The organism is Rhizobium sp. YS-1r (assembly GCF_000757525.1).
GTDB lineage: Bacteria > Pseudomonadota > Alphaproteobacteria > Rhizobiales > Rhizobiaceae > Neorhizobium > Neorhizobium petrolearium.
Map to the genome: position 1 here is coordinate 220,815 of NZ_JPYQ01000009.1, position 20,653 is coordinate 241,467.

The 20,653-nt window shown below is 60.8% G+C and carries 18 protein-coding genes; 9 read left to right on the forward strand and 9 right to left on the reverse strand.

The window, feature by feature from the left end:
* Window positions 1-12: 12 nt before the first annotated feature.
* The 6 genes from JL39_RS10335 to JL39_RS32445 all read right to left on the reverse strand — a co-directional run bounded on the left by JL39_RS10335 (window position 13) and on the right by JL39_RS32445 (window position 7,142).
* Window positions 13-1,662, reverse strand: a complete 1,650-nt coding sequence (locus JL39_RS10335; protein ID WP_037149397.1) for an ABC transporter ATP-binding protein — start codon at window positions 1,660-1,662, stop codon at window positions 13-15.
* Window positions 1,659-2,606: an ABC transporter permease gene (locus JL39_RS10340; RefSeq protein WP_244446863.1), complete on the reverse strand. Its 948-nt coding sequence runs from the start codon at window positions 2,604-2,606 to the stop codon at window positions 1,659-1,661. Before JL39_RS10340 ends, JL39_RS10335 begins: the two co-directional genes overlap by 4 nt.
* On the reverse strand, window positions 2,606-3,613 hold the full coding sequence (locus JL39_RS10345; protein WP_037149398.1) for an ABC transporter permease: 1,008 nt from the start codon (window positions 3,611-3,613) through the stop codon (window positions 2,606-2,608). The genes JL39_RS10340 and JL39_RS10345 overlap by 1 nt, the downstream gene beginning before the upstream one ends.
* Window positions 3,614-3,706: 93 nt before the next feature.
* Entirely contained in the window at window positions 3,707-5,299 is a 1,593-nt protein-coding gene (locus tag JL39_RS10350; protein ID WP_037149401.1) for an ABC transporter substrate-binding protein, read from the reverse strand.
* A 31-nt stretch (window positions 5,300-5,330) separates the two neighbouring features.
* Window positions 5,331-6,011 carry an AroM family protein gene (locus JL39_RS10355; RefSeq protein ID WP_037149403.1) on the reverse strand — a complete coding sequence of 227 codons (681 nt, stop codon included), beginning with the start codon at window positions 6,009-6,011 and terminating at the stop codon, window positions 5,331-5,333.
* Between the two features lie 174 nt (window positions 6,012-6,185).
* Entirely contained in the window at window positions 6,186-7,142 is a 957-nt protein-coding gene (locus tag JL39_RS32445) for an AroM family protein (RefSeq protein ID WP_244446864.1), read from the reverse strand.
* Window positions 7,143-7,287: 145 nt separating this feature from the next.
* Here JL39_RS32445 and JL39_RS10365 point away from each other — a divergent pair, with 145 nt between their 5' ends.
* Window positions 7,288-8,367 carry a DUF917 domain-containing protein gene (locus JL39_RS10365; protein ID WP_037149408.1) on the forward strand — a complete coding sequence of 360 codons (1,080 nt, stop codon included), beginning with the start codon at window positions 7,288-7,290 and terminating at the stop codon, window positions 8,365-8,367.
* The gene (locus tag JL39_RS10370; RefSeq protein WP_037149411.1) at window positions 8,364-9,938 is read left to right on the forward strand and encodes a hydantoinase/oxoprolinase family protein; all 1,575 of its coding nucleotides are present in this window, start codon (window positions 8,364-8,366) and stop codon (window positions 9,936-9,938) included. Before JL39_RS10365 ends, JL39_RS10370 begins: the two co-directional genes overlap by 4 nt.
* A 130-nt stretch (window positions 9,939-10,068) precedes the next feature.
* On the opposite strand, the gene JL39_RS10375 is transcribed toward JL39_RS10370, so the two are convergent.
* Both JL39_RS10375 and JL39_RS10380 read right to left on the reverse strand, forming a co-directional pair.
* Complete coding sequence (locus JL39_RS10375) at window positions 10,069-11,187, reverse strand: mandelate racemase/muconate lactonizing enzyme family protein (RefSeq protein ID WP_037149414.1); 1,119 nt, start codon at window positions 11,185-11,187, stop codon at window positions 10,069-10,071.
* Window positions 11,188-11,263: 76 nt separating this feature from the next.
* Window positions 11,264-12,238 carry a GntR family transcriptional regulator gene (locus JL39_RS10380; RefSeq protein ID WP_052182801.1) on the reverse strand — a complete coding sequence of 325 codons (975 nt, stop codon included), beginning with the start codon at window positions 12,236-12,238 and terminating at the stop codon, window positions 11,264-11,266.
* A gap of 112 nt (window positions 12,239-12,350) precedes the next feature.
* Between JL39_RS10380 and JL39_RS10385 the strand changes: the two genes are divergently transcribed.
* The 7 genes from JL39_RS10385 to uxuA all read left to right on the forward strand — a co-directional run bounded on the left by JL39_RS10385 (window position 12,351) and on the right by uxuA (window position 19,657).
* The gene (locus JL39_RS10385; protein WP_037149417.1) at window positions 12,351-13,415 is read left to right on the forward strand and encodes an Ldh family oxidoreductase; all 1,065 of its coding nucleotides are present in this window, start codon (window positions 12,351-12,353) and stop codon (window positions 13,413-13,415) included.
* Between the two features lie 116 nt (window positions 13,416-13,531).
* A complete protein-coding gene (locus JL39_RS10390; protein ID WP_037149419.1) occupies window positions 13,532-14,245 on the forward strand; it encodes a FadR/GntR family transcriptional regulator in 714 nt (237 codons plus the stop codon).
* 58 nt (window positions 14,246-14,303) lie between these two features.
* A complete protein-coding gene (locus JL39_RS10395; protein ID WP_037149422.1) occupies window positions 14,304-15,278 on the forward strand; it encodes a sialic acid TRAP transporter substrate-binding protein SiaP in 975 nt (324 codons plus the stop codon).
* A 70-nt stretch (window positions 15,279-15,348) separates the two neighbouring features.
* On the forward strand, window positions 15,349-15,924 hold the full coding sequence (locus tag JL39_RS10400) for a TRAP transporter small permease (protein WP_037149716.1): 576 nt from the start codon (window positions 15,349-15,351) through the stop codon (window positions 15,922-15,924).
* Between the two features lie 2 nt (window positions 15,925-15,926).
* On the forward strand, window positions 15,927-17,333 hold the full coding sequence (locus JL39_RS10405; RefSeq protein ID WP_037149424.1) for a TRAP transporter large permease: 1,407 nt from the start codon (window positions 15,927-15,929) through the stop codon (window positions 17,331-17,333).
* 57 nt (window positions 17,334-17,390) lie between these two features.
* Window positions 17,391-18,461: an L-idonate 5-dehydrogenase gene (locus JL39_RS10410; protein WP_037149427.1), complete on the forward strand. Its 1,071-nt coding sequence runs from the start codon at window positions 17,391-17,393 to the stop codon at window positions 18,459-18,461.
* A complete protein-coding gene (gene uxuA, locus JL39_RS10415; RefSeq protein WP_037149430.1) occupies window positions 18,458-19,657 on the forward strand; it encodes a mannonate dehydratase in 1,200 nt (399 codons plus the stop codon). Before JL39_RS10410 ends, uxuA begins: the two co-directional genes overlap by 4 nt.
* 204 nt (window positions 19,658-19,861) lie before the next feature.
* Here the strand turns inward: uxuA and hutC are convergent, their stop codons facing one another.
* Window positions 19,862-20,602, reverse strand: a complete 741-nt coding sequence (gene hutC / locus JL39_RS10420; protein ID WP_037149432.1) for a histidine utilization repressor — start codon at window positions 20,600-20,602, stop codon at window positions 19,862-19,864.
* Window positions 20,603-20,653: the final 51 nt, after the last annotated feature.

Genomic DNA, 20,653 nt, shown 5'->3' on the forward strand with positions numbered 1-20,653 from the left:
ATATGATCGGCTCTAGGCCCCCAGGCTTGCTGCCCGAGAGGTCTTCCTGCCGCTTTCGATGAGTGCCGTTGTGTAGTCCTGACGGGGCGACAGGAATATTTGTTCCGTGTCGCCCTGTTCAACGATCTCGCCGCGCTTCATGACGATCGTCCGGTCGCAGATCTGGCGAATGACTGCGAGATTGTGCGAGATGAAGACGTAGGTCAGGTTAAGCTCCGCGCGGAGTTGTTGCAAGAAATCCAGCACCTGTGCCTGTACCGAGATGTCGAGTGCTGAGGTCGGTTCGTCGAGGATCAGCAGGCGCGGATTGAGTGCGATCGCGCGGGCGATGCAGACGCGCTGTTTCTGGCCACCGGAAAGCTCGTGCGGATAACGATATTTGAACATGGTCGGCAGTTGCACGATGTCGAGCAGGGCCTCGGTGCGTGCTTCGATGTCGCGACGGCTCATGCCGGTCTGGATGCGCAACGGTTCGCCGATCGCATCGCCGATCGTGTGACGACCGTTGAGTGCGGAATGCGGGTTCTGGAAGACGAACTGCATGTGCCGGCGCATCTGCCTGAGCGGTTCGCCGGTCAGGCTCGTGATATTCTGTCCGTCGAAGACGATGTCGCCGGATGTCGGCTCGATGAGGCGGAGCAGCATGCGTGCCAGCGTCGATTTGCCGGAACCGGATTCGCCCACGACACCGAAGATTTCGCCCGTCTTCACGGAAAGGCTGATGCCATTGACGGCCGCGAATTCTGTGCCGGACTGGCTGCGGTAAACCTTCTTCAGATCGATCGCCTGAAGGAGCGCGCCGGGCTTGGCGGGGTTGGCCGGTGATGGTTCGGCGGCAACCTTCTCAGCCGCGGCGTCGATATCCGGAACGGCGGCGAGCAGGCGTTTGGTATACTCGTGCTGCGGACGGCTGAGGATGTCGGCCGTCAGGCCCTGTTCGACGATCTCACCCTTGTACATGACTGCGCAGTGTTTCGCGATCGTTGCGATCGCGCCGATGTCGTGACTGATCATGATGACGGTGAGGTTCAGCTTCTCGACCAGTGAGTTGATGAGATCGAGCACCTGTGCCTGGACTGTCACGTCGAGGGCGGTCGTCGGCTCGTCGGCGATCAGCAGGTCCGGCTTGCCGGCGAGCGCCATGGCGATCAGCACGCGTTGACGCATGCCGCCGGAAAGCTGGTGCGGATATTGGGAAAACAGCATGGCCGGGTTCGGCAGCCCCACCTGGTCTAGCAGTTCCTCGGTACGGGCGCGGCGTGCCGCCTTGGAGGAAACGCCCTGACCGGCAGCCTTCTCATGCGCGGCGATGACGTCGGAAATCTGCCGTCCGACCGTGAAGAGCGGGTTGAGATAGGTCATCGGGTCTTGGAAGATCATCGAGATGCGGATGCCGCGGATCTTCGTCCAATCCTTTTCCGACAGCCGAGTGATGTCCTGCCCGTCGAAGGCGATGCTGCCTTCGACGACTTTGGAGTTTTTCGGGCCGATGCCGAGCACGGAGCGGACCAGCACCGTCTTGCCTGAACCGCTTTCGCCCACGATGCCGAGCGTGTCGCCGCGATTGACTGTGAGGTTGATGTCTTTGAGCACATGCACCGGACCATCGAATGTGCCGATGTCGAGCCGGTAGCTCTTGATGTTGAGAAGAGGTCCGGTCATCGGTCGCGACTCCGGGGATCGAGGATATCGCGCAGGCCGTCGCCCAACAGGTTGAAGCCGAGCACGGTGAGGAAGATGGCCGCACCGGGAAAGAGCGAATACCACCACCAGTCCGGCATGTAGGTGCGGGCGACCGAGATCATCGCGCCCCATTCAGGCGCCGGCGGCTGGGCCCCCAGACCGATGAAGCCGAGGCTGGCGGCGGACAGGATCGCCATGCCCATGTCCATGCTCATCTTGACGATGATCGGCGAGAGGCAGTTGGGCAGGATGTGATGCCAGAGGATCCACGGCGTCCTGGCGCCGATCGAACGGGCCGACTCCACGAAAAGCTCCTCCTTGACAGAGAGCGTTTTCGCCTCGACCAGTCTCACATAGCCTGGCCACCAGACGAGCGAGAGCGCCAGCACGCAATTGGTGATGCCGGGGCCGAGCGCCGCGACGATCGCCAGCGCCAGTGCCAGGCCCGGTACGGCCAGGAAAAGTTCCGTGATGCGCATGATGATCGCGCGCACCCAGCCGCCGTTATAACCGGCGATGATGCCGAGCGGCACGCCGATCAGTGCGCCGATGCCGGTGATGATGAGGCCGATCCAGAGCGAGGTGCGGGCACCCATGATGACGCGGGAGAAGATGTCCGCGCCCATCTCGTCGGTGCCGAACCAGTTGACGCCGCCTGGCGGCATCAGCTTGTTGGACATGTCGATCGCACCGCTTGCCGCTTCCGGAAAGGGCGCGACCAGCGGGCCGAAGGCCGCGAGCAGCAGAAAGAGCACGACCAGCGTCAGGCCGAGCATGGAGGAGAAGCTCTTGCGGAACATGTGGCCATAGAGCCGCCACTGGCGGATCTGGCTTTCATGCCGTTCGCGGAAGGTCAGTGGGCGGGGAAGCGCCGCCGGATCGTTGATCGGGGCGGAGACCGGCGTGGTCATCTGGGTCGTCATCACGCGCTCCTGAGACGGGGGTCGATCCAGGCATAGGCGAGATCGACAAGGGTGTTGGCGACGATGAAGAAGAAGCCGATCATCAGTGTCACGCCGATGACGGGCTTGAAGTCGGAAGAAAGGGCGGAAGACACGGCATAAAGACCGATGCCCGGCCAGTCGAAGACGGTTTCGACCAGCACGGTCGAACCAAGCATCCAGCCGAAGCGCAGCCCGATCATCGCAAGCGTCGGCAGCATGGCGTTCTTCAGCGCGTAAAGCCCGACGATGCGGAAGGAAGCAATGCCGTGGGCGCGTGCCGCGACGATATAATCGGACTGCAGCACCTCGATCATTTCGGCGCGGTTGACGCGCAGGATGGAGGCAAGGCAGGGGAAGGAGAGCACGACGGCCGGCAGAATGATGTGCTGCAGCGAGGTCCAGAAAGTCGAGAAGCGGCCGGAGATTAGGCTGTCGACAAGGAGCAGGCCGGTGTAAGCCTCCGGCGGTCGGGTGACGAGCGGCAGGCGGCCCGAGACCGGCAGCCAGCCGAGATCGACCGCGAACATCAGCTGCAGGATGATGCCGAACCAGAAGGCCGGAAGTGCGACGCCCGAGATTGAGAAGATGCGCGTCACATGGTCGAGCGGTCCGTCCTTGTAGACGGCCGAGAGCATGCCAAGCGGTACGCCGACGACGATGCCGAGCGCCATGGCGACGAAGACGAGTTCAAGCGTCGCCGGCGCATAGCGCAGCACCTCTTCCATGACCGGACGGGTGGTGACGATGGACTGGCCGAGATCGCCGCGCACGAGATCGCCCATATAGACGATGAACTGTTCGGGCAGCGACTTGTCGAGACCATATTCGGTCCGGAGGGTCGCCACCATGTCCTCGGTGGCGTTGGGGCCGGCCACGAGACGAGCAGGATCGCCCGGCGCGACATTGGTGATGAGGAACGTCAGCGCGGCAATGCCGATCATCGTGCCGACCAGCGTCAGCAATTTGCGGAAGGCGAATGTCAGCATCGTCTTCTCCATTCAATTATAATTGCGCATGGCCCGAAACTGGGAGCCGGGCCATGCACCATTCTGGCTGCAAGGTGGGGGAGCAGCCAGAGGTTATTCGGCCTTTACCCACAGAGGATAGAGGTCAACTTCACCCGTGAAGCGGACCGGGCTGAACTGGAAACCCTGCAGGTAGTCACGGCGGGCCCAGCGGCGGTTCTGCAGCATGCCGAAGACTTCCGGCTGGTCGGCGACGATCTGCGTCTGGATGTCGGCGTAGAGCTTGGCGCGCTCATCCCAGTTGGTCGAGCCGCGTGCCTTGTCGATCATTTCCGAAACCTTCGGATTGTCGTAGAACATCATCGCGTAATACTGGCCCCAGCTCGCCTTGTGGTACTGGTAGGCGACGGCGTCCGGATCGGTGGAGACCGGCGTCGTGTAGACCGAGGTCATGGCCGGTGAGGTCTCGACCTTCGAGCCGTTGGCGACCATGTTCGGCCACTGCTCCGGCTTGATCTCGACATTGATGTTGAGCGGCTTCAGGCTGTCGAGCAGCACGAGGCCGATACGGCGGGCTTCTTCGAGGCCGGCGACATGCACGTAAGGCAGGGTGATGCCGCCGTTCGGATACCCGGACTTGGCAAGATATTCCTTGGCCTTGGCGAGGTCCTTGCGCGGCATGCCGGGAACCGGAATATGGCCTTTCATGGCGTCCGGCAGGGGGCTGGTTTCCAGCGTTGCGGCGCCGTTATAGACCTGGATCAGCGCGTCGTAGTCGAGCGCGTAGGCGATCGCCTTGCGCAGGTTGATGTCGGCGGTCGGGCCCTTCTGCGTGTTGAATTTGATGCCGAAGGTGGTCATGCCCTTGTGGTCTTCGATGGCGATGCCGGGCACCCGCTTGATCTGCATGTAATCATCCGGCGTCAGCCCTTCGACGATGTCGGCTTCGCCGCGCTGTAGCGCTGCCTTCTGGGCGGCGGGCTCGCGGATGATCTTGAAGATCACGCCGGCCGGGCGGTTCTTGTCACCCTGCGGCCAACCCTTCCAGTAGTTCTCGACGGATTCGACTTCATAAAGGACGTTCGGCTCCCAGCGACCGAGCTTGAACGGGCCAGAGCCGGCCGCATGGTCGGTCAGCCACTTCTGACCGTAATCGCCGTCCACCTCATGCGCCTTCACCTCGGCAGGATTGACGATGTACCACCAGGGCAGGAAGGAGAGGAAAGGTGCATAGGGGGCCTTAAGGTCGAACTTCACGGTATATTCGTCGACCACGCTGATGCCTTCCGGCGCCAGAAAGTCCTTGAGCATCCAGGCCACGCCCTTGTTGAGCTTCAGGCCGCGCTCGAAGGAGTAGCGAACGGCTTCCGCCGTCACCGGATCGCCGTTATGGAATTTGGCGGTCTTGGCAAGGTGGAAGGTCCAGGTCTTTCCATCGGCGCTGGTTTCCCACTTTTCGGCGAGCCACGGCTTCAACTCGGCCGGATCGCCTTCATATTTCAAAAGCGCGTCGTAGACGGCCTGCTGGATCATGCGCGTCGACCAGTCGTAGCGGATATGCGGATCGAGAACCGGGATCGCCTGCCGGCCGCCGAACACGATCACGTTCCCCTTGTCGGTGCGCTCGAAGGCGCCAGCCGGCGAGGCGAGGACCGACGAGGCAAGCAGCCCCGCAATTGCGATATTCCTGATGATTTTGCCGAACATTCGTTCCCTCTCTTGTTCGTATGTTGGTTGTTCAGATCATTTGACGGACGACGCCCGCGACAACGCGGCGCGACAGGAGAACCGGGGCATCGACGGCGCGGCGGACCTCATCGAGCATCTCCGCCGAATAGCCCATGCAATGCATGACAATGAGATCGCAATCATCGAGCTGCTTGGCGCGCATGCCCATGTCGTCGCCCGCATAGGGTGAGGCCGACACGATGCTGTGATCGCCGCTGAAGACATGCCGCTCGTTGAAGTCGCGCACCTGCCGTTCGAGCGGCACGATGACCCCGAGCTTGCGGGCGGAGGCGGCCAGAGCCTCGACTGTCGAGTCGACGATGCGCTGCGCTTCGACGACCAGTGTATGTTCGAGCGGCTCGATCTTCGTGCCGGTGCACAGGAGGACGATCAGGTCGAAACCTTCACCATCGATCTTCTTCAGGAGAAGATTCAGCTTTTCTTCGGTCAGTGCCTTGGAGGAAACGATTTCTTCGCCGCTCTTCAAGCGCGTTGCGAAGGAATGCTCACCGTCTCTGGCGCGCATGGCATCGAGCTCTTCCGCGCCCATGCCGTCCAGCACGCCGAATTCGCGAAATTCGATGCTGCCTTCCGGCAGGCCGACGGTAATCTCCGCCATCATCTCGGGAACGAGATCCACACGGGGCGCCTGGCCGATCGTCACGAAGGCAATCTTGGATTTGGATGGCATGCTGTCGTCAATTCCCCTGCATGTTTGATGACAGGGAGCCTAACGCCCGGAAGCGCGCCTTCACTATAGGGTAATGCCCCTAGTCCGACATGATTCTGACATCTTTAATGCGGCCAATTTTTAGGCAAATTGGCTTTTCAACGCAATTTTCTTACGCAAAAATGCCTTTTTCGGTCACGGATGGCCTGCTGCGACCACCATACGGATGAGCGCGTTGGAAGAGGTGACTTCCATCTTGCTCATCACGTTCGAGCGATGGATTTCGACCGTCTTCGGACTGATGCCGAGCTGGCGGGCGATCGCCTTGTTGGACAGGCCTTCGGCCACCAGCGACAGGACCTGACGTTCACGCGGCGTGAGCCGCAGGAGCTTTTCGGAGAATTCCGGTGAAACGCCAGGCAGCGTGACGGGATGGGTGCCGTGCAGCAAGAGGCGGATGGCGCTTGCGACGATGCGGCGGGCGAGCACGACCGGCTTGCCGCTTGCCTTGGCGACCATCTGGCGGTCGGCTTCCGTAAAACTCACGGAATTCAGGACGATGATCTCCGCATCGGCAAGGTCGATCAGGGCACTTGCCAGCAGCTTCTTGTCGCCGTCGGCGGCATAGCTGGCGCTGATCTTGTAGGGCGCCAGCGCCGGGATTTCGAGTTCGCCAATCTGCTGCTGCAGCGGCTGGATGAGGCCGACGGCGGAGCCGTGCGCGGCGAGCGAGATGACCGCCGATTCCATCGCGCGCTGGGCGTTGACCGTCGGGCAGGTGCTCTCGAAATCGCCAAAAAGTCCGGTCGACAGGATCACCACCAGATCGAATTCGTTGGGCTGGAAGGCGGCGGCGATCTTCGCCATGCGCTCAGCGATCCGCGGCTTGGAGATGACGATGTCGCTGCCGTCAGCGAGCCGGGTGACGATGCTGGTTTCGCCGGGGCGCACCTTCAGATCATCGATTTCCGCCTGGGAAAGACCGTCGAGAGCGCCGATTTCCAGCGCCTCTATCGGTATATCAAGGTTTTCCAGCATGTCGCCGATGATATCCGTGCGCGGCGACTGTCCGACGCTCAAAAACATGACGCGATGACGGGCTTCCGCTGCTTTCGGTGAGGCCGAAGCCGGATTGTATGAGCTCTTCGTCACGGGCAGGGAATCGGTCCTTTCGATCGTCTCGGCATGATGGTTTTAGGCATGCACAAAATCAAGGCAAGCTCATTCTAGGGGCAGTCCCCTATAGGCATCCTTCGTCACACATGGCTAGGTTCTAGCACATTCTTCGGAGGTAAACATGATCCGTGATTTCGAAGCGGGTGAGATCGACCCGCTTGCCGTGGGCGCCTGGATTCTCGGAACCGGCGGGGGCGGCAGTCCCTATCTGGCCCAGCTGAACCTGAAAAAACTCTACAAGGAGGGCAAGCGCGTCAAGCTCATCGATCCCAAGGCGCTCGATGACGGCGATGCCGTTGCGGTTGTCTCGAAGATGGGAGCGCCACTGGTCGGCCAGGAACGCCTTGTCGATCCCGCCCATCTTGCCCGCGCCATGCAGCTCATGGAGGAATATACCGGCCGCAAGTTCCGCGCCGTGATGAGCGTCGAGATTGGCGGGGGCAACGCGCTCTCGCCTTTCCTCGCCGCCGCCATGCTGGATATTCCGGTCGTCGACGCCGATGCGATGGGCCGCGCCTATCCGGAAGCGCAGATGACGAGCTTCGCGATCGGCGACCTGCCGATGTACCCGCTGACGCTGGTCGATTGCCGCGACAACGAGGCGATCGTCGCCAAGGCCGCTTCCTGGAAGTGGATGGAGCGCATTTCTCGCAAGATCTGCACCGAAGTCGGTTCCACCGCGGCCACCTGCAAGGCACCGCGCACCGGCCGGGAAGTCAAGGAATGGGGCGTTCTTTACACGGTGACCAAGGCCGTCAGCCTCGGCCGTGCCGTGCTCGACGCCCGTGCCGCACATACCGATCCGGTCGAGGCCGTGCTTTCCCACGAGGGCGGCAAGGTGCTCTTCAAGGGCAAGATCGCCGACGTGGATCGCACGACGACCGGCGGCTTCCTGCGCGGTTCGGCGATGATCGAAGGTCTCGACGGCGACCGCGGTTCGAAGGTCGAGCTCGCCTTCCAGAACGAGTGGGCGGTCGCCTTCCGCGACAGCCAGCCGATCGCCATGACGCCGGACCTGATCTGCCTGCTCGATACGGTTTCGGGCGAAGCAATCGGCACGGAGACGGTACGTTACGGCCAGCGCGTGACGGTGGTGGCGTTGCCTGCGCCGGATGTGCTGACCAGCCCCAAGGGCCTGGAGCATGTCGGCCCGCGCGCCTTCGGTTATGACCTTGATTTCAAATCGGTGTTTGCAGCATGAAGCGGATCGGAATTGACGTCGGCGGCACGAATACGGATGCCGTGCTCATCGATGGCGAGAAGGTAATTTCGGCCATCAAGTTTCCAACCACCGCCGACGTAATGCAGGGCGTGGTCAATGCGATCGGCCACGTGGTCTCCTCCCAGGCGCCGGGCGCTTCGCCGGTCGATGCGGTGATGATCGGCACGACGCATTTCACCAATGCAGTGGTCGAGCGCGCTCGCCTGGAACGGGTCGCCGCGATCCGCATCGCCATGCCGGCGGGCGCGTCGCTGCCGCCGATGATCGACTGGCCGGACGAGTTGCGGGACGCGGTCGATCCGCTCTCCTTCATGGTGCATGGCGGCCATGAATATGACGGCCGCCCGCTTGTGCCGCTCGCCCGCGATGAGATCCGCGATGCAGCTATGAAGATTCGCGATGCCGGCGTAGATTCCATCGGTATCACCGCACTCTTCTCGCCGCTGACGGCCGAATGCGAGCTGGAAGCCGCCGAGATCATCCGCTCAGTCATTCCGAGCGCACGGATAACGCTGTCGCACACGCTCGGCCGCATCGGTCTGCTGGAGCGCGAGAATGTCACGCTCCTGAACGCGGCGCTTCAGGGCCTCGGGCGCAAGACGATCGACGCCTTTAAGGATGCGCTTCTGCGTGCCGGCATCGACGCTCCGTTTTACCTGACCCAGAACGACGGTACCGTCGTTCTGGCCGATGTCGCGGCCGCCAACCCGGTCTACAGCTTTGCTTCCGGTCCTACCAATTCCATGCGCGGTGCGGCCTTCCTGACCGGCCTCAAGGAAGCGATGGTCATCGATGTCGGCGGTACGACTTCCGACATCGGCTGCCTTGTCGGCGGTTTTCCGCGTGAAGCCAACAATGTCGTCGAGGTCGGTGGTGTCCGCACATTGTTCCGCATGCCCGACCTTTTGCCGATGGCGCTCGGCGGCGGTACCATCATCGATCCGGAAACCCGCAAGATCGGTCCGCGTTCGGTCGGCTATCGCATCACAGAAAAGGCGCTGGTCTTCGGCGGCGATACGCTGACCACGACGGACGTGGCGGTTGCCGCCGGCCTCGTCGAGATCGGCGACAGGGATCGGGTCAGGCATCTCGACAAGGCGATGGTCGCGGACCTCCTCAAGCGTATCGAGGCGATGGTGGAGGACGGCGTCGACCGGATGAAGACCTCGGCCGAAGGCGTGCAGTTGATCGCCGTCGGCGGTGGTGCGTTCCTGATCCCGGAAAAGCTCAAAGGGGCGAGCGAGGTGCTGCGTGTCGAACATGCGGGCGTGGCGAATGCGTTGGGTGCCGCAATGGCGCAAGTTTCCGGCGAGGTCGATCAGGTCTTCTCCGACATGTCGCGCGACAATGCGATCGCCGAGGCCGACCGCATTGCTCGCCGGCGTGCGGTCGAGGCCGGTGCGGATCCGAACTCGATCGTGACGCTCGACACGGAAGACATTCCGATCGCCTATCTGCCGGGTGATGCACGACGCGTGCGTGTGCGCGTCGTCGGTGACATCGCCTTCATGAAGGAGGAGGAGAAACGTGCAGCCGATGGCATGCGTTAACAGAGTGGCGGCAGTGCCTCTCCGGTGAGCCCAGTCTGAAAGATCATCCGGATCGCAAGACGCTGCATCCTATAGCGATGGGCGGCGATCCGGATTTCCTTGTTGAAATCCAGCCACTCAGCTATCGGATTTATCCTAGAGACTTGCCATAGTGCGCAAAGGCTTGCGGGAGAGGGGTCGTGCTCGCTCCCGGCTGTTGTGGTCTTCTGAAGATGCCGCTCTCCACATTCGCCGGCTCGTGGAAGTGATCCTTGATCCAGGGAATGTATTCGAGGATTGCCGAGGCTGGATGCCAGTAGCTCAGGTGAACATGCACCTGGCTCATTTCGCCGGCATGCGGGACGACAGGCAGGCGGTTGGCCAAAGCCAGATCCGCGACCTGGATATATTCGGTAACACCGCCAAGCCGTGTCACATCCGGCTGGACATAGTGTACTGCTCCAGCGCTGATGAAGCTTCTAAAGGCATCGATGGTGTAGAGCTGCTCGCCGAGGGCCACGGGAATGGAGGTGTTGCGGGCGAGGGCTGCATGGCTTGCCACGTCGTCGTACCACATCGGTTCCTCGAACCAGTAGATGTCGAGGTCGCGCGCCCGTGCACAGAAACGCTGGCAGGTGGGAAGATCCCATTTGCCGTTGGCGTCGATGGCAATCCGGACTGCGCCACCCACGCGCTTTCGGACCGCCTCCAGCCGCTCGATGTCGATGTTGGGATCGTCGTGGCCCACCTTGATCTTGATGCGGGTGAATCCGTCTTGCTCGACAGCACGGGCAGAACCCGCGATGAGTGCTTTCATCGAGAACGAGAGCCAGCCAATATCGGTATTGTAGGCTTCGAGCTTCTCGGTTCGTGCTCCACCCAGAAATGACCAAAGAGGGAGGCCTGCCTTCTTCGCCGCAAGATCCCACAGCGCAACGTCCACCGCCGCCAGCGCAAGATGCGTGATACCCGCGCGCCCGACCCACTGGAGGGCGGGATGACGGGCAAGCTTCGTCCAGAGACGCTGATGGTCGGAGGCGTCCTCGCCCATCAATAGCGGCGCATAGCAATCGCGAATACACGCCGTGATCAGCCGGTCTGACGGCAGGTGGGCATGGGTTCCGGTAAAGCCATAGCCCTCCAGGCCGTCTGTCGTGGTGATTTTCGTCCCCACGACTCCCCAGTGCGTAATGCTATGGGTGGAATCGGAGATTGAATCCGAAGTGAGCGGCAGGTGCAGGATAAACGGTTCGACGGCTGAAATCTTCATGATGGGACCTCCTCCCGTGCGCGGGCCATTTTGAAATGGGTGGACCGCTGGCCCAGACATAAACTCGGCTTCGCCGCTACAGGCGCTCCAGATAGGGTAAATCCGCCGGTTCGATCGTTTCGGCGACGGCACGAATGCGCAGCATTGCCCGGTGGCGAGATACCTTCAAATGTTGGACCAGCGCCTCGCAGGCCCCGGCGACGTCCCGGCGCTCAAGACGAGTGACGATCTTGAGATGTTCCGGCAGAAACGGCTCGCTCTCGAAGAGGCCTGAGGTGCGTCTGTAGAGGAAGTGGTGTGCAACCAAGAGGGCCTGTGGCAGGCTGACAGCCCGCAGGAGTGCCTGGTTCCCGCATCGCCTGAGCAGGTCCACGTGCAATTCCTGCTCCAGCTGATCCAACTGCTCGCTCCGCACCTCTGACGACGCCATCGTCATCTCGATGTTCGCTCGGAAGGCGGCAAGAAGCCCCCCAGGTAGATGAGGCACGGCCTTCTCAAGCGCGAGCGGCTCAAGCACCCACCGAAGTTCGTAGAGTTCATTAATGTGTTTTTCGGTTAAAGCCGGAGCACACCATCTGGCGCTGCCGTCTTTATGGACGATGCCCCGCTCCTGCAGGCGCGCGACAACATCGCGCGCCACGGTGCGGCTGACGCCGTAGTGGCGGGCCAGCAGGACCTCGTTGATACGCCAGCTGGCAAGCGAAGTGCGTGAGACGACCTCGATCTCGACTTCGGGATAGATCACCTCCCAGCTCGAGCGTGGCTGCAGTTCAAGCCCGTCATTGATGCCTGAAGTCTGAAGAACGCCTATCTCGCGGGTCACGGGCAAAACATCATAGCCTCGGCCTTCGGCCTTCTTCAGCAGGCCAAGTCGCTCCAGTTCGACCAAGGCCTGGCGTGCGGGGGCTCTGCTGATGCCGAAGCGTTCTGCAACCCGCGTTTCCGTCAGGCGGGTTGCTACCGGCAGCGCACCGCTACAGATGTCGAATGCCAGCAGATCGCAGGCGCGGCGGTAGAGCTTTGACGAAAGAGGTTTGGATGCGATCTGCATGGCGGCAAGGTCTTTGGAAAACGTCAGGTGATCAGGGATTGCACATCCTCGATCGAACGTCTAGTGTGTGCATTATACATTTTGCGAAAGAGGTGAGGGAGGAGCTTTCGCGATGCAGCAATCCGACCCGTCGACTCGATTGCCTCTGAACGAGTTGGCACGGTTTTCGCGCGAGGTGATTTCGGCCTCGGGCGCGGACCCTGCGACGGCCGACGCGGCTTCGCGCGCCATGATGCACGGCACGCGCCATGGCGTGGACAGTCACGGAATCCGCCTTCTTCCGCATTACATAGAGGCCTTGGAAGGCGGTCGCGTGAACAGGCACCCTAGCATCAAGATGCTGAACAGCTTCGGAGCGGCAAGGACACTCGATGCGGATCATGCCCATGGTGCGCTGGCGACCTACACGGCGATGCACAATGCCATCGAGTTGGCGAGCCGCTTTGGGCTTGGCGCCGTTGCGATCCGCAACACATCCCACTTCGGTCCGGCCGGCGCTTATTCCATCGAGGCAGCAAGACAAGGCTTTATCGGCCTTGTCTTCGCCAATTCCGACAGTTTCGTGCGGCTGCATGATGGGGCCGAACGTTTCCACGGCACCAATCCGATCTCGGTTGCCGTGCCGACGACAGAGGCCAATCCATGGCTCTTGGACATGGCGACGAGTGCTGTGCCCTTCAATCGCGTTTTACTTTATCGCAGCCTTGGACATCCGCTTCCGGATGCCGTCGCCTCGGACGAGGATGGGAATGATACCACCAATGCCGATCTCGTGGACATGTTAGCGCCTCTTGGCGCTGCATTCGGCTTCAAGGGTGCCGGGCTTGCCGGTGTCGCCGAAATCTTCAGCGCGGTGATGACCGGCATGCGCCTGTCTTTCGAAATCGCCCCGATGGGAGGACCGGACTTTGCCACCCCTCGGGAGATGGGGGCTTTCGTCCTGGCCATAAAACCGGATGCTTTCGTGGATCGGGAGACGTTCGATCGGGGCATGCGGCGTTATCTGGAGGGGTTGCGGACATCGCGGCCTCGTCAGAACGGGCAGGTGATGGCGCCCGGCGACAGGGAATGGAAGGTCGCGGAGGAGCGCGAGCGGAACGGCGTGGCGTTGGACCCGGCGACCGCAACAGCGTTTGAGCAACTCAGCAAGCGCTATGGCGTCGCCTTTCCCGCCTGAATGCTTAAACGCTCTCGTGAGGTCCTTGACATAGAGCTGAATTAACTCATAGTAGAAATTGGTCAGACAATCTGACCAGTTGTGCGTCAGGGGAGTGATGCGCCCGGAGGAGATTGATGTTCGTGGCTTTGGAGCCGCGCCGGCTTTATCGGCAGGTTGCGGAACAGATACGAGTGCTCATCGAGACGGGAGAGCTGAAGCCGGGCTCACGGCTTCCGCCCGAACGAGAGCTTGCGGAGCGTTTTGCTGTCTCCCGCCCGACGGTTCGCGAAGCCCTGATCGTGCTTGAGGTCGAAGGACATATCCAGATCCGGATGGGGTCCGGCGTCTACATCAGCAGCCGACCAAGGCTAGCCCTCGGTGTCCTGCCGAACGATGATACCGAAGGTCCTTTGGAGATCCTTCAGGCGCGCTGCCTGATCGAAAGCGGAATTGCGGAGGAAGCTGCGCGTCTTGTGACGCCCGCAAGCATTGCGCGTATCGATGCTATTCTGGAGCGTATGGAGCAATCGCTCAACGACGCCTCGGTTGCACTTGTCTGCGACCGGGATTTTCACACCGCTATTGCGGACATCATCGGCAATTCGGCTCTGAAACATTTCGCCGGGCTGATTTACGATTCACGGATGTCACCCTACTTCAAGAAACTCGCCAGCTATTTCGAAGGTCCGCACACCTGGAAGTTGGCGCTTGAAGAGCATCGTATCATTCGTGACGCCATTGCAGCAGGTGATCCTGCCGCGGCGCGTGAGGCCATGCGGCGTCATCTGACGCTGGCGCAAAAGAGATTCTCGGAAAGCTTCGGGGAGGAGCCAACCAGAGAAGACTGACCGTTTCGCCATCCGGGCGCGGTCATCCAGGAAGTTCAGTTTCACCTAGGAGGAAAGAATGAAACTCAAACTGACAACACTGTTGGGCGCAGCCGCAGTCAGCCTTGTCTCAACACTTTCTGCTCATGCAGAAACCGTTTTGAAGTGGGCCCATGTTTATGAGACCTCCGAGCCGTTCCACACGGATTCCGTATGGGCCGCGGAGGAGATCGCCAAGCGAACGGATGGCCGCTACAAAATCGAGGTCTATCCGGCGTCCCAACTCGGCAAAGAAGCCGACATCAACCAGGGCCTCAAGCTCGGCACCGTGGACATCATTATTTCCGGTTCCAGTTTCGCCGCGCGCGATTACAAGCCAATCGGCGTCACCTATTATCCTTATATCTTCCGCGACCCCAGCCATCTTCTCGCCTACACGAAGAGCGACGTCTTCAAGACGCTGACAAAGGGCTATGAGGAAAAGACCGGCAACCATATCGTGGCCGTCAGCTACTACGGAACGCGCCATACCACCTCGAACCGTGCGATCTCCAAATGCGCCGATATGGCCGGTTTGAAGATGCGCGTGCCGGACGTTCCGGCCTATCTTGCAATGCCACGTGCATGCGGCGCCAACACGACGCCGATCGCTTTCGCGGAAGTCTATCTGGCGCTTCAGAACGGGACCGTCGAAGCGCAGGAAAACCCCCTGACGACGATCGAGGCCAAGAAGTTCTATGAAGTCCAGAAGAACATCGTGCTGACCGGTCATATCGTCGATCACCTCAACACCGTTATCTCCAAGACCCGCTGGGCAAGCCTCTCCGACGAGGACAAGAAGATCTTCACGGACGTCATGCTCGAAGCCGCAGCCCGTACGACCAAGACCATCGAAGCGCGCGAGAAGGCGCTCGTTGATGAATTCAAGACGAAGGGGCTGACCGTCACCGAAATCGACAAGGCAGACTTCGAGAAAAATGTCGTCGAGAAAGTCAAACTTGAAGACTTCGGCTACGAGAAGGCCGATTGGGAAGCCATCCGCGCGATCAAGTGATGATCCTTGCCCCGGCGCATTCGGTGCGTCGGGGCAACCTCCTGCAATCTTTATGAACGGAGTCGATCCGATGACGGAGCATTCGCACGCGCCGATCAGCGTGGAAGAGATGGCGCATGCCTTTGAGGAAGAAGCCGCACCGGTTGATCTTTCTCCTTACGCGGTCGAGGACTGGGTGACGCTTGCGGTCTTCTGGGGCATGGGTCTTGCCGTCTTTTTGCAATTCTTCACACGCTATGTGCTGAATGACAGCTTCGCCTGGACCGAGGAAATCGCCGCCAATTGCCTTGTCGTCGTCGTTTTCCTTGGCTCGGTGATGTGCGTGCGAATGGTACGTCACATCCAGGTCGATCTACTCTACCGCTTCCTGCCGGGCCGGATCGTCAGAGCTTTAGAAACCACTGTCGATGCCATCGCCATTGCCTTCTTCGCCTATGTCACGTGGCTGATGTGGCGATATCTCGAGATTGTCGGCGACGAGCGGATGGTCACCGTCGATCTGCCGCGCGGCATAGTTTTTTATACGGTCTTCGCAGCCTTTGCGCTGATGTTTCTTCGCTCCCTGCAAAACCTGATCAGGGATCTGACAGGTACCAAATCGGTGCGCGAGCAGGCGCAGGAGCATATCAACGCGGGGGGAATCTGAGCATGCTTCTTCTTCTCGGATCATTCCTGTTGCTTCTGATTATCGGCACGCCGGTTGCCGTCTCCATGGCGGTTGCCTCGTTGCTATACTTGGTGATTTATGGCGTCGCGCCGGACATCATCGCAGCCCAGCGCATGATCGCCGGCGTCGAGAGTTTTCCGCTGATTGCGGTGCCGTTCTTCATTCTTGCCGGCAACCTCATGAATATTGCCGGCGTTACCGGGCGCATCTATCGGTTTGCGCTTGCGTTGGTGGGCTGGATGAAGGGCGGCCTGGCGCAGGTCAACATCATCGGATCGGTCGTCTTTTCCGGCATGTCCGGAACGGCGCTGGCCGATGCTGCCGGCATCGGCACGATCGAAATCAAGGCCATGAAGGACCACGGCTATCCGGTTGAAGCGGCAGTCGGCGTCACCGCTGCTTCGGCAACGCTCGGCCCCATCTTTCCGCCATCGTTGCCCTTCGTCATCTATGGCATGATGGCCAATGCCTCGATCGGGGCGCTGTTCATGGCGGGTATCATCCCCGGCGTCGTCATGACCGTACTGATGATGGTGACCGTCTATATCTTCGCCAGACGCAAGGGCTGGGGCTCGGATACGCCATTCGAACTGAAGCAGCTGCTGGGTGCTTCGCTCGAAGTGCTGATCGTGCTTGCCTTTCCCGCCTTGATATACCTGATGATCCTTGCTGGCCTGTCGATCAATATTGCGGTGCTGATCGGGCTCGCTTTTCTTGTCGCTCTCGACTGGTATTATGATTTTTCCGCGGTCATGGCACTGATGACACCGGTCCTCTTGATTGGCGGCATGACCATGGGTTGGTTCACGCCCACGGAAGCTGCTGTGGCCGCCGTACTGTGGTCACTATTTCTCGGGCTCGTGCGCTATCGCACGATGACGCTGCGGACATTGGCCAAGGCGTCTTTCGACACGATCGAAACCACGGCGTCGGTCCTGTTCATCGTCACGGCGGCATCCATCTTCGCATGGCTGCTGACGGTCAGCCAGGCCGCGCAACTGTTCTCCGACTTCCTGTTCGGCCTGACGGATAACTGGTGGACCTTCCTTCTCATCGTCAACATTCTTTTGCTGATCGTCGGAGCTTTCCTCGATACCATCGCTGCCATCAGCATCCTTGTCCCCATCCTGATGCCGGTTGCAGCGCGCTACGGAATTGATCCGGTCCATCTTGGCCTGGTCATTACATTGAATTTGATGATTGGCCTTTTAACGCCTCCGGTCGGTATGGTGCTCTTCGTACTCTCCCGCATCTCGAAGCTGTCCGTCGAGCGCACGACGCTTGCCATCCTGCCGTGGATGATACCGCTGTTCATAGCGCTTGGTCTGATCACCTTCGTACCGGCGATTACCCTTTGGCTGCCTACACTGCTGGGTCTCATCCGATAGGTATTCGGTCCGCTTCCGGCGGACCAAGCATTTTTTTGAACGAAAGGCATCAAAGCGATGCAAACGCGTGTTGCCCGACTTCACGCCCGGCGTGATTTGAGAGTGGAAACGTTTGAATATACCGAGCCACGGCCCGGCGAGGTCCTTCTCGTGATGGCGGCGGGCGGTATCTGCGGCTCTGACCTTCACTACTATCAGGATGGCGGATTCGGTCCCGTGCGGGTTCGCGAACCCATCATCGCCGGGCACGAAGCCTCGGGTTTTGTTCAAATCTTGGGCGAGGGTGTCACCGGGCTCGAAATCGGGCAACTCGTGGCGGTTAACCCGTCGCAGCCTTGCGGTGAATGTCAATATTGCCGGATCGGACAGCCGATCCATTGCCTCGAAATGCGTTTCATGGGCTCGGCCATGCGTTTGCCCCACGAAAACGGCATGTTTCGGGAAAGGCTGATCGTGCGGGCCACGCAGTGCCATCCGGTCGGCAATGGCGTCTCGGCAGGAGAGGCAGCCTGTGCGGAACCTTTGGCCGTCTGCCTGCACGCCGTGGCTCAGGCAGGCGATCTGTCCGGCAAGAAAGTGCTGGTGACGGGCGCCGGCCCGATCGGGCTGCTGACGGTTGCGGCCACTCGTCACGCCGGTGCCGCGGAAATCGTCGTCACGGATTTGACGGATGCCGCTCTTTCCAGGGCGCCGGCCATGGGGGCGACTCGGACAATCAACGTTGCGGCCGATCCGGACGGGTTACAGCCTTTTCAAGAGAACAAGGGCAGCTTTGACGCGGCTTTCGATTGCTCGGCGGCCGGGCCGGCGTTGCGCTCTGCCTTTGCCGCGGTCAAACCGCGCGGAACGATCGTTCAGGTCGGCGTTACCGGCGATATGACGATCCCGCTGAACGCCCTTGTCGGCAAGGAGATCGTCTGGCGGGGTTCGCAGCGCTTCCATGATGAATTCGCGCAGGCGGTGGAATTGATCTCGACGCGGCGTATCGATGTGCGGCCGATCATTTCCCACACGTTTCCGCTCGATCAGGTCGTCGAGGCTTTCGATCGGGCCAGGGACCGGTCAACGGCCTGCAAGGTGCAGATCACTTTCAAACAATCAAACCAGGTTTTGAAGGACGAGATATGAGACATACATGGCGCTGGTTCGGCCCGATCGACAAGGTGACCGTGCGCGATGCGGCACAGGCTGGCGCGGAAGGTATCGTCAGCGCGCTGCACCATATCGCAACCGGTGAGGTCTGGCCGGTTGACGAGATTGCCGAACGACACGAGCAAATCAAGGCCGGCGGGCTGGTATGGGACGTGGTGGAAAGCGTCCCGGTCTCCGAGGATATCAAGACGCAAACCGGCGACTGGAGACGTCACGTTGCCAATTGGCAGGAGACCTTGCGGCGTCTTTCTGCCTCCGGAATTCGCACCGTCTGCTATAATTTCATGCCGGTCTTGGATTGGACGCGGACGGACCTGCGCTGGGAAACACGCCATGGCGCAAAGGCGATGCGCTTCGATCTGGTCGATTTTGCCGCTTTCGACATCCATATTCTCAAACGTCCGGAGGCGGCTTGCGATTATCCGGAATGGCTGCAGGACGAAGCAGCGCGGCATTTCGCCGGGATGGCGGATACGAAGATTGCTGCGCTCGGCAAAAACATCGGTGCGGGACTGCCGGGCTCGGCGGATGGCTACACCTTGGACCAGTTGCTTGAGAAGCTTCGCTCCTATCAGGGCATCGATCGGGAGCGACTACAGCAAAATCTTGTCGATTTTCTCTCAGAGGTCGTGCCGGTGGCGGAGGAGGTCGGCATCAATATCTGCGCACATGGTGATGATCCGCCCTGGCCGCTCCTTGGTCTGCCGCGTATCCTTTCGACCGAGACCGACTACGCCCATATGCTGGAACAGGTCAACAGCCGGGCAAATGGCGTGACGCTCTGCACGGGTTCGCTGGGCGCGCGCGCAGATAACGATCTGCCCTTCATCGCCAGCCGCTTTCCCGACCGCATCCACTTCGTTCATCTGCGTAACGTAACCCGGGATACCGACACCGTTCCCTGCTCCTTCTTCGAGGATGAGCATCTGGAAGGCGCAACGGATATGGTCGCCGTTATCGCCGCACTGCTATCGGAAGAGGCGAGACGTCGCGAAGAAGGTCGGGAGGATCACCTCATCCCCATGCGGCCGGATCACGGACAGGAGATTCTCGACGACCTGACACGCGGTGCGCAACCCGGCTATCCCGCCATCGGGCGTCTTAAAGGCCTGGCGGAGCTTCGGGGCATCGAACGAACCTTGATGCATGCCCGCTACGGCTTTGGAGCATGACGGTGAACGCATGTCCGACAACACCGGCGGGCGCTTTTGTCTTGGTTTCGCCAACTATCCCATGATCGAAAGAGGCTGAAACCTGTGACCTATCCTCACCCGAAAGAGCGTTGCCTTAACCTGCGTGGGCGCGAATTGGTGCGGCGAGGGTCCTGATGATGCGGCGGTCGACAAGCGGTTTTACGTCCGGAACGTCACCACGGTCTATGACGACTGTGACGGGGTAAACGCGGCCACGAGCTGGTGACGGTCGCCCGGATAGGTGAGGCGAACCTGCGTAATGTGCTGGTCCGCGGTCCATGTGCGCCGCTCGATGACCAGGCAGGCTGTGCCGGCCGCGATGCCGAGGGTCGCGGCGATCTCCGGTTCGGCCGACACGGCGCTGATACGGTTTTCGGCCGCACTCCACGGCACCTTGCGCAAAAGCCATGTGCCAGGCCCTATATTGTCGTCAAACATTTCGTTTTCCGCTTCCGGTACCGCCCTCAGGCTGATCAGGCGATCCTCGTGGCAGAAAGGCCGGCGACCGGCATAGTGGCAACCGGTCACAGCGAGAACGCGGGCGCGGGGCGGCAGGTCCAGCCGATTGCGGTCCTCCGCGCGGGCAACGCGCAGTGTCCGGCCTTGCGGCCGCCAGGCATAGGCAAGCCCGAGCGCCTCCACCTCATGGCGGATGTCTTGAATCTCCAATACCGCCGATTGCACCTGCGGATAGGCGACGAAGCTGCCGGAACGACGGCGGCGCTCGATCAGCCCGCGTCGCACAAGATCGCCCAGAGCCTTGGAGACCGTCATGCGCGAGCAGCCATATTGCTGCGTGAATTCGTGCTCGAAAGGAATGCGGTGGCCGGGCGGCCATTCGCCGGACAGGATGCGGTTCTCGACATCGGCGAGAATCCGGTGGTGCAGCGTCGTATCCGGCGTCTTCTCCACCCGTTCGTCCATTGGCCTACCTTCGCATGACGCAATTCCCGGAAAGCCCGTCAACACCTTCCC

Coding starts and splice junctions, on each gene's coding strand:
- JL39_RS10335 (WP_037149397.1), bottom strand. CDS start 1,662: ATGACCGGACCTCTTCTCAACATCAAGAGCTACCGGCTCGACATCGGC.
- JL39_RS10340 (WP_244446863.1), bottom strand. CDS start 2,606: ATGACGACCCAGATGACCACGCCGGTCTCCGCCCCGATCAACGATCCG.
- JL39_RS10345 (WP_037149398.1), bottom strand. CDS start 3,613: ATGCTGACATTCGCCTTCCGCAAATTGCTGACGCTGGTCGGCACGATG.
- JL39_RS10350 (WP_037149401.1), bottom strand. CDS start 5,299: ATGTTCGGCAAAATCATCAGGAATATCGCAATTGCGGGGCTGCTTGCC.
- JL39_RS10355 (WP_037149403.1), bottom strand. CDS start 6,011: ATGCCATCCAAATCCAAGATTGCCTTCGTGACGATCGGCCAGGCGCCC.
- JL39_RS10365 (WP_037149408.1), top strand. CDS start 7,288: ATGATCCGTGATTTCGAAGCGGGTGAGATCGACCCGCTTGCCGTGGGC.
- JL39_RS10370 (WP_037149411.1), top strand. CDS start 8,364: ATGAAGCGGATCGGAATTGACGTCGGCGGCACGAATACGGATGCCGTG.
- JL39_RS10375 (WP_037149414.1), bottom strand. CDS start 11,187: ATGAAGATTTCAGCCGTCGAACCGTTTATCCTGCACCTGCCGCTCACT.
- JL39_RS10380 (WP_052182801.1), bottom strand. CDS start 12,238: ATGCAGATCGCATCCAAACCTCTTTCGTCAAAGCTCTACCGCCGCGCC.
- JL39_RS10385 (WP_037149417.1), top strand. CDS start 12,351: ATGCAGCAATCCGACCCGTCGACTCGATTGCCTCTGAACGAGTTGGCA.
- JL39_RS10390 (WP_037149419.1), top strand. CDS start 13,532: ATGTTCGTGGCTTTGGAGCCGCGCCGGCTTTATCGGCAGGTTGCGGAA.
- JL39_RS10395 (WP_037149422.1), top strand. CDS start 14,304: ATGAAACTCAAACTGACAACACTGTTGGGCGCAGCCGCAGTCAGCCTT.
- JL39_RS10400 (WP_037149716.1), top strand. CDS start 15,349: ATGACGGAGCATTCGCACGCGCCGATCAGCGTGGAAGAGATGGCGCAT.
- JL39_RS10405 (WP_037149424.1), top strand. CDS start 15,927: ATGCTTCTTCTTCTCGGATCATTCCTGTTGCTTCTGATTATCGGCACG.
- JL39_RS10410 (WP_037149427.1), top strand. CDS start 17,391: ATGCAAACGCGTGTTGCCCGACTTCACGCCCGGCGTGATTTGAGAGTG.
- uxuA (WP_037149430.1), top strand. CDS start 18,458: ATGAGACATACATGGCGCTGGTTCGGCCCGATCGACAAGGTGACCGTG.
- hutC (WP_037149432.1), bottom strand. CDS start 20,602: ATGGACGAACGGGTGGAGAAGACGCCGGATACGACGCTGCACCACCGG.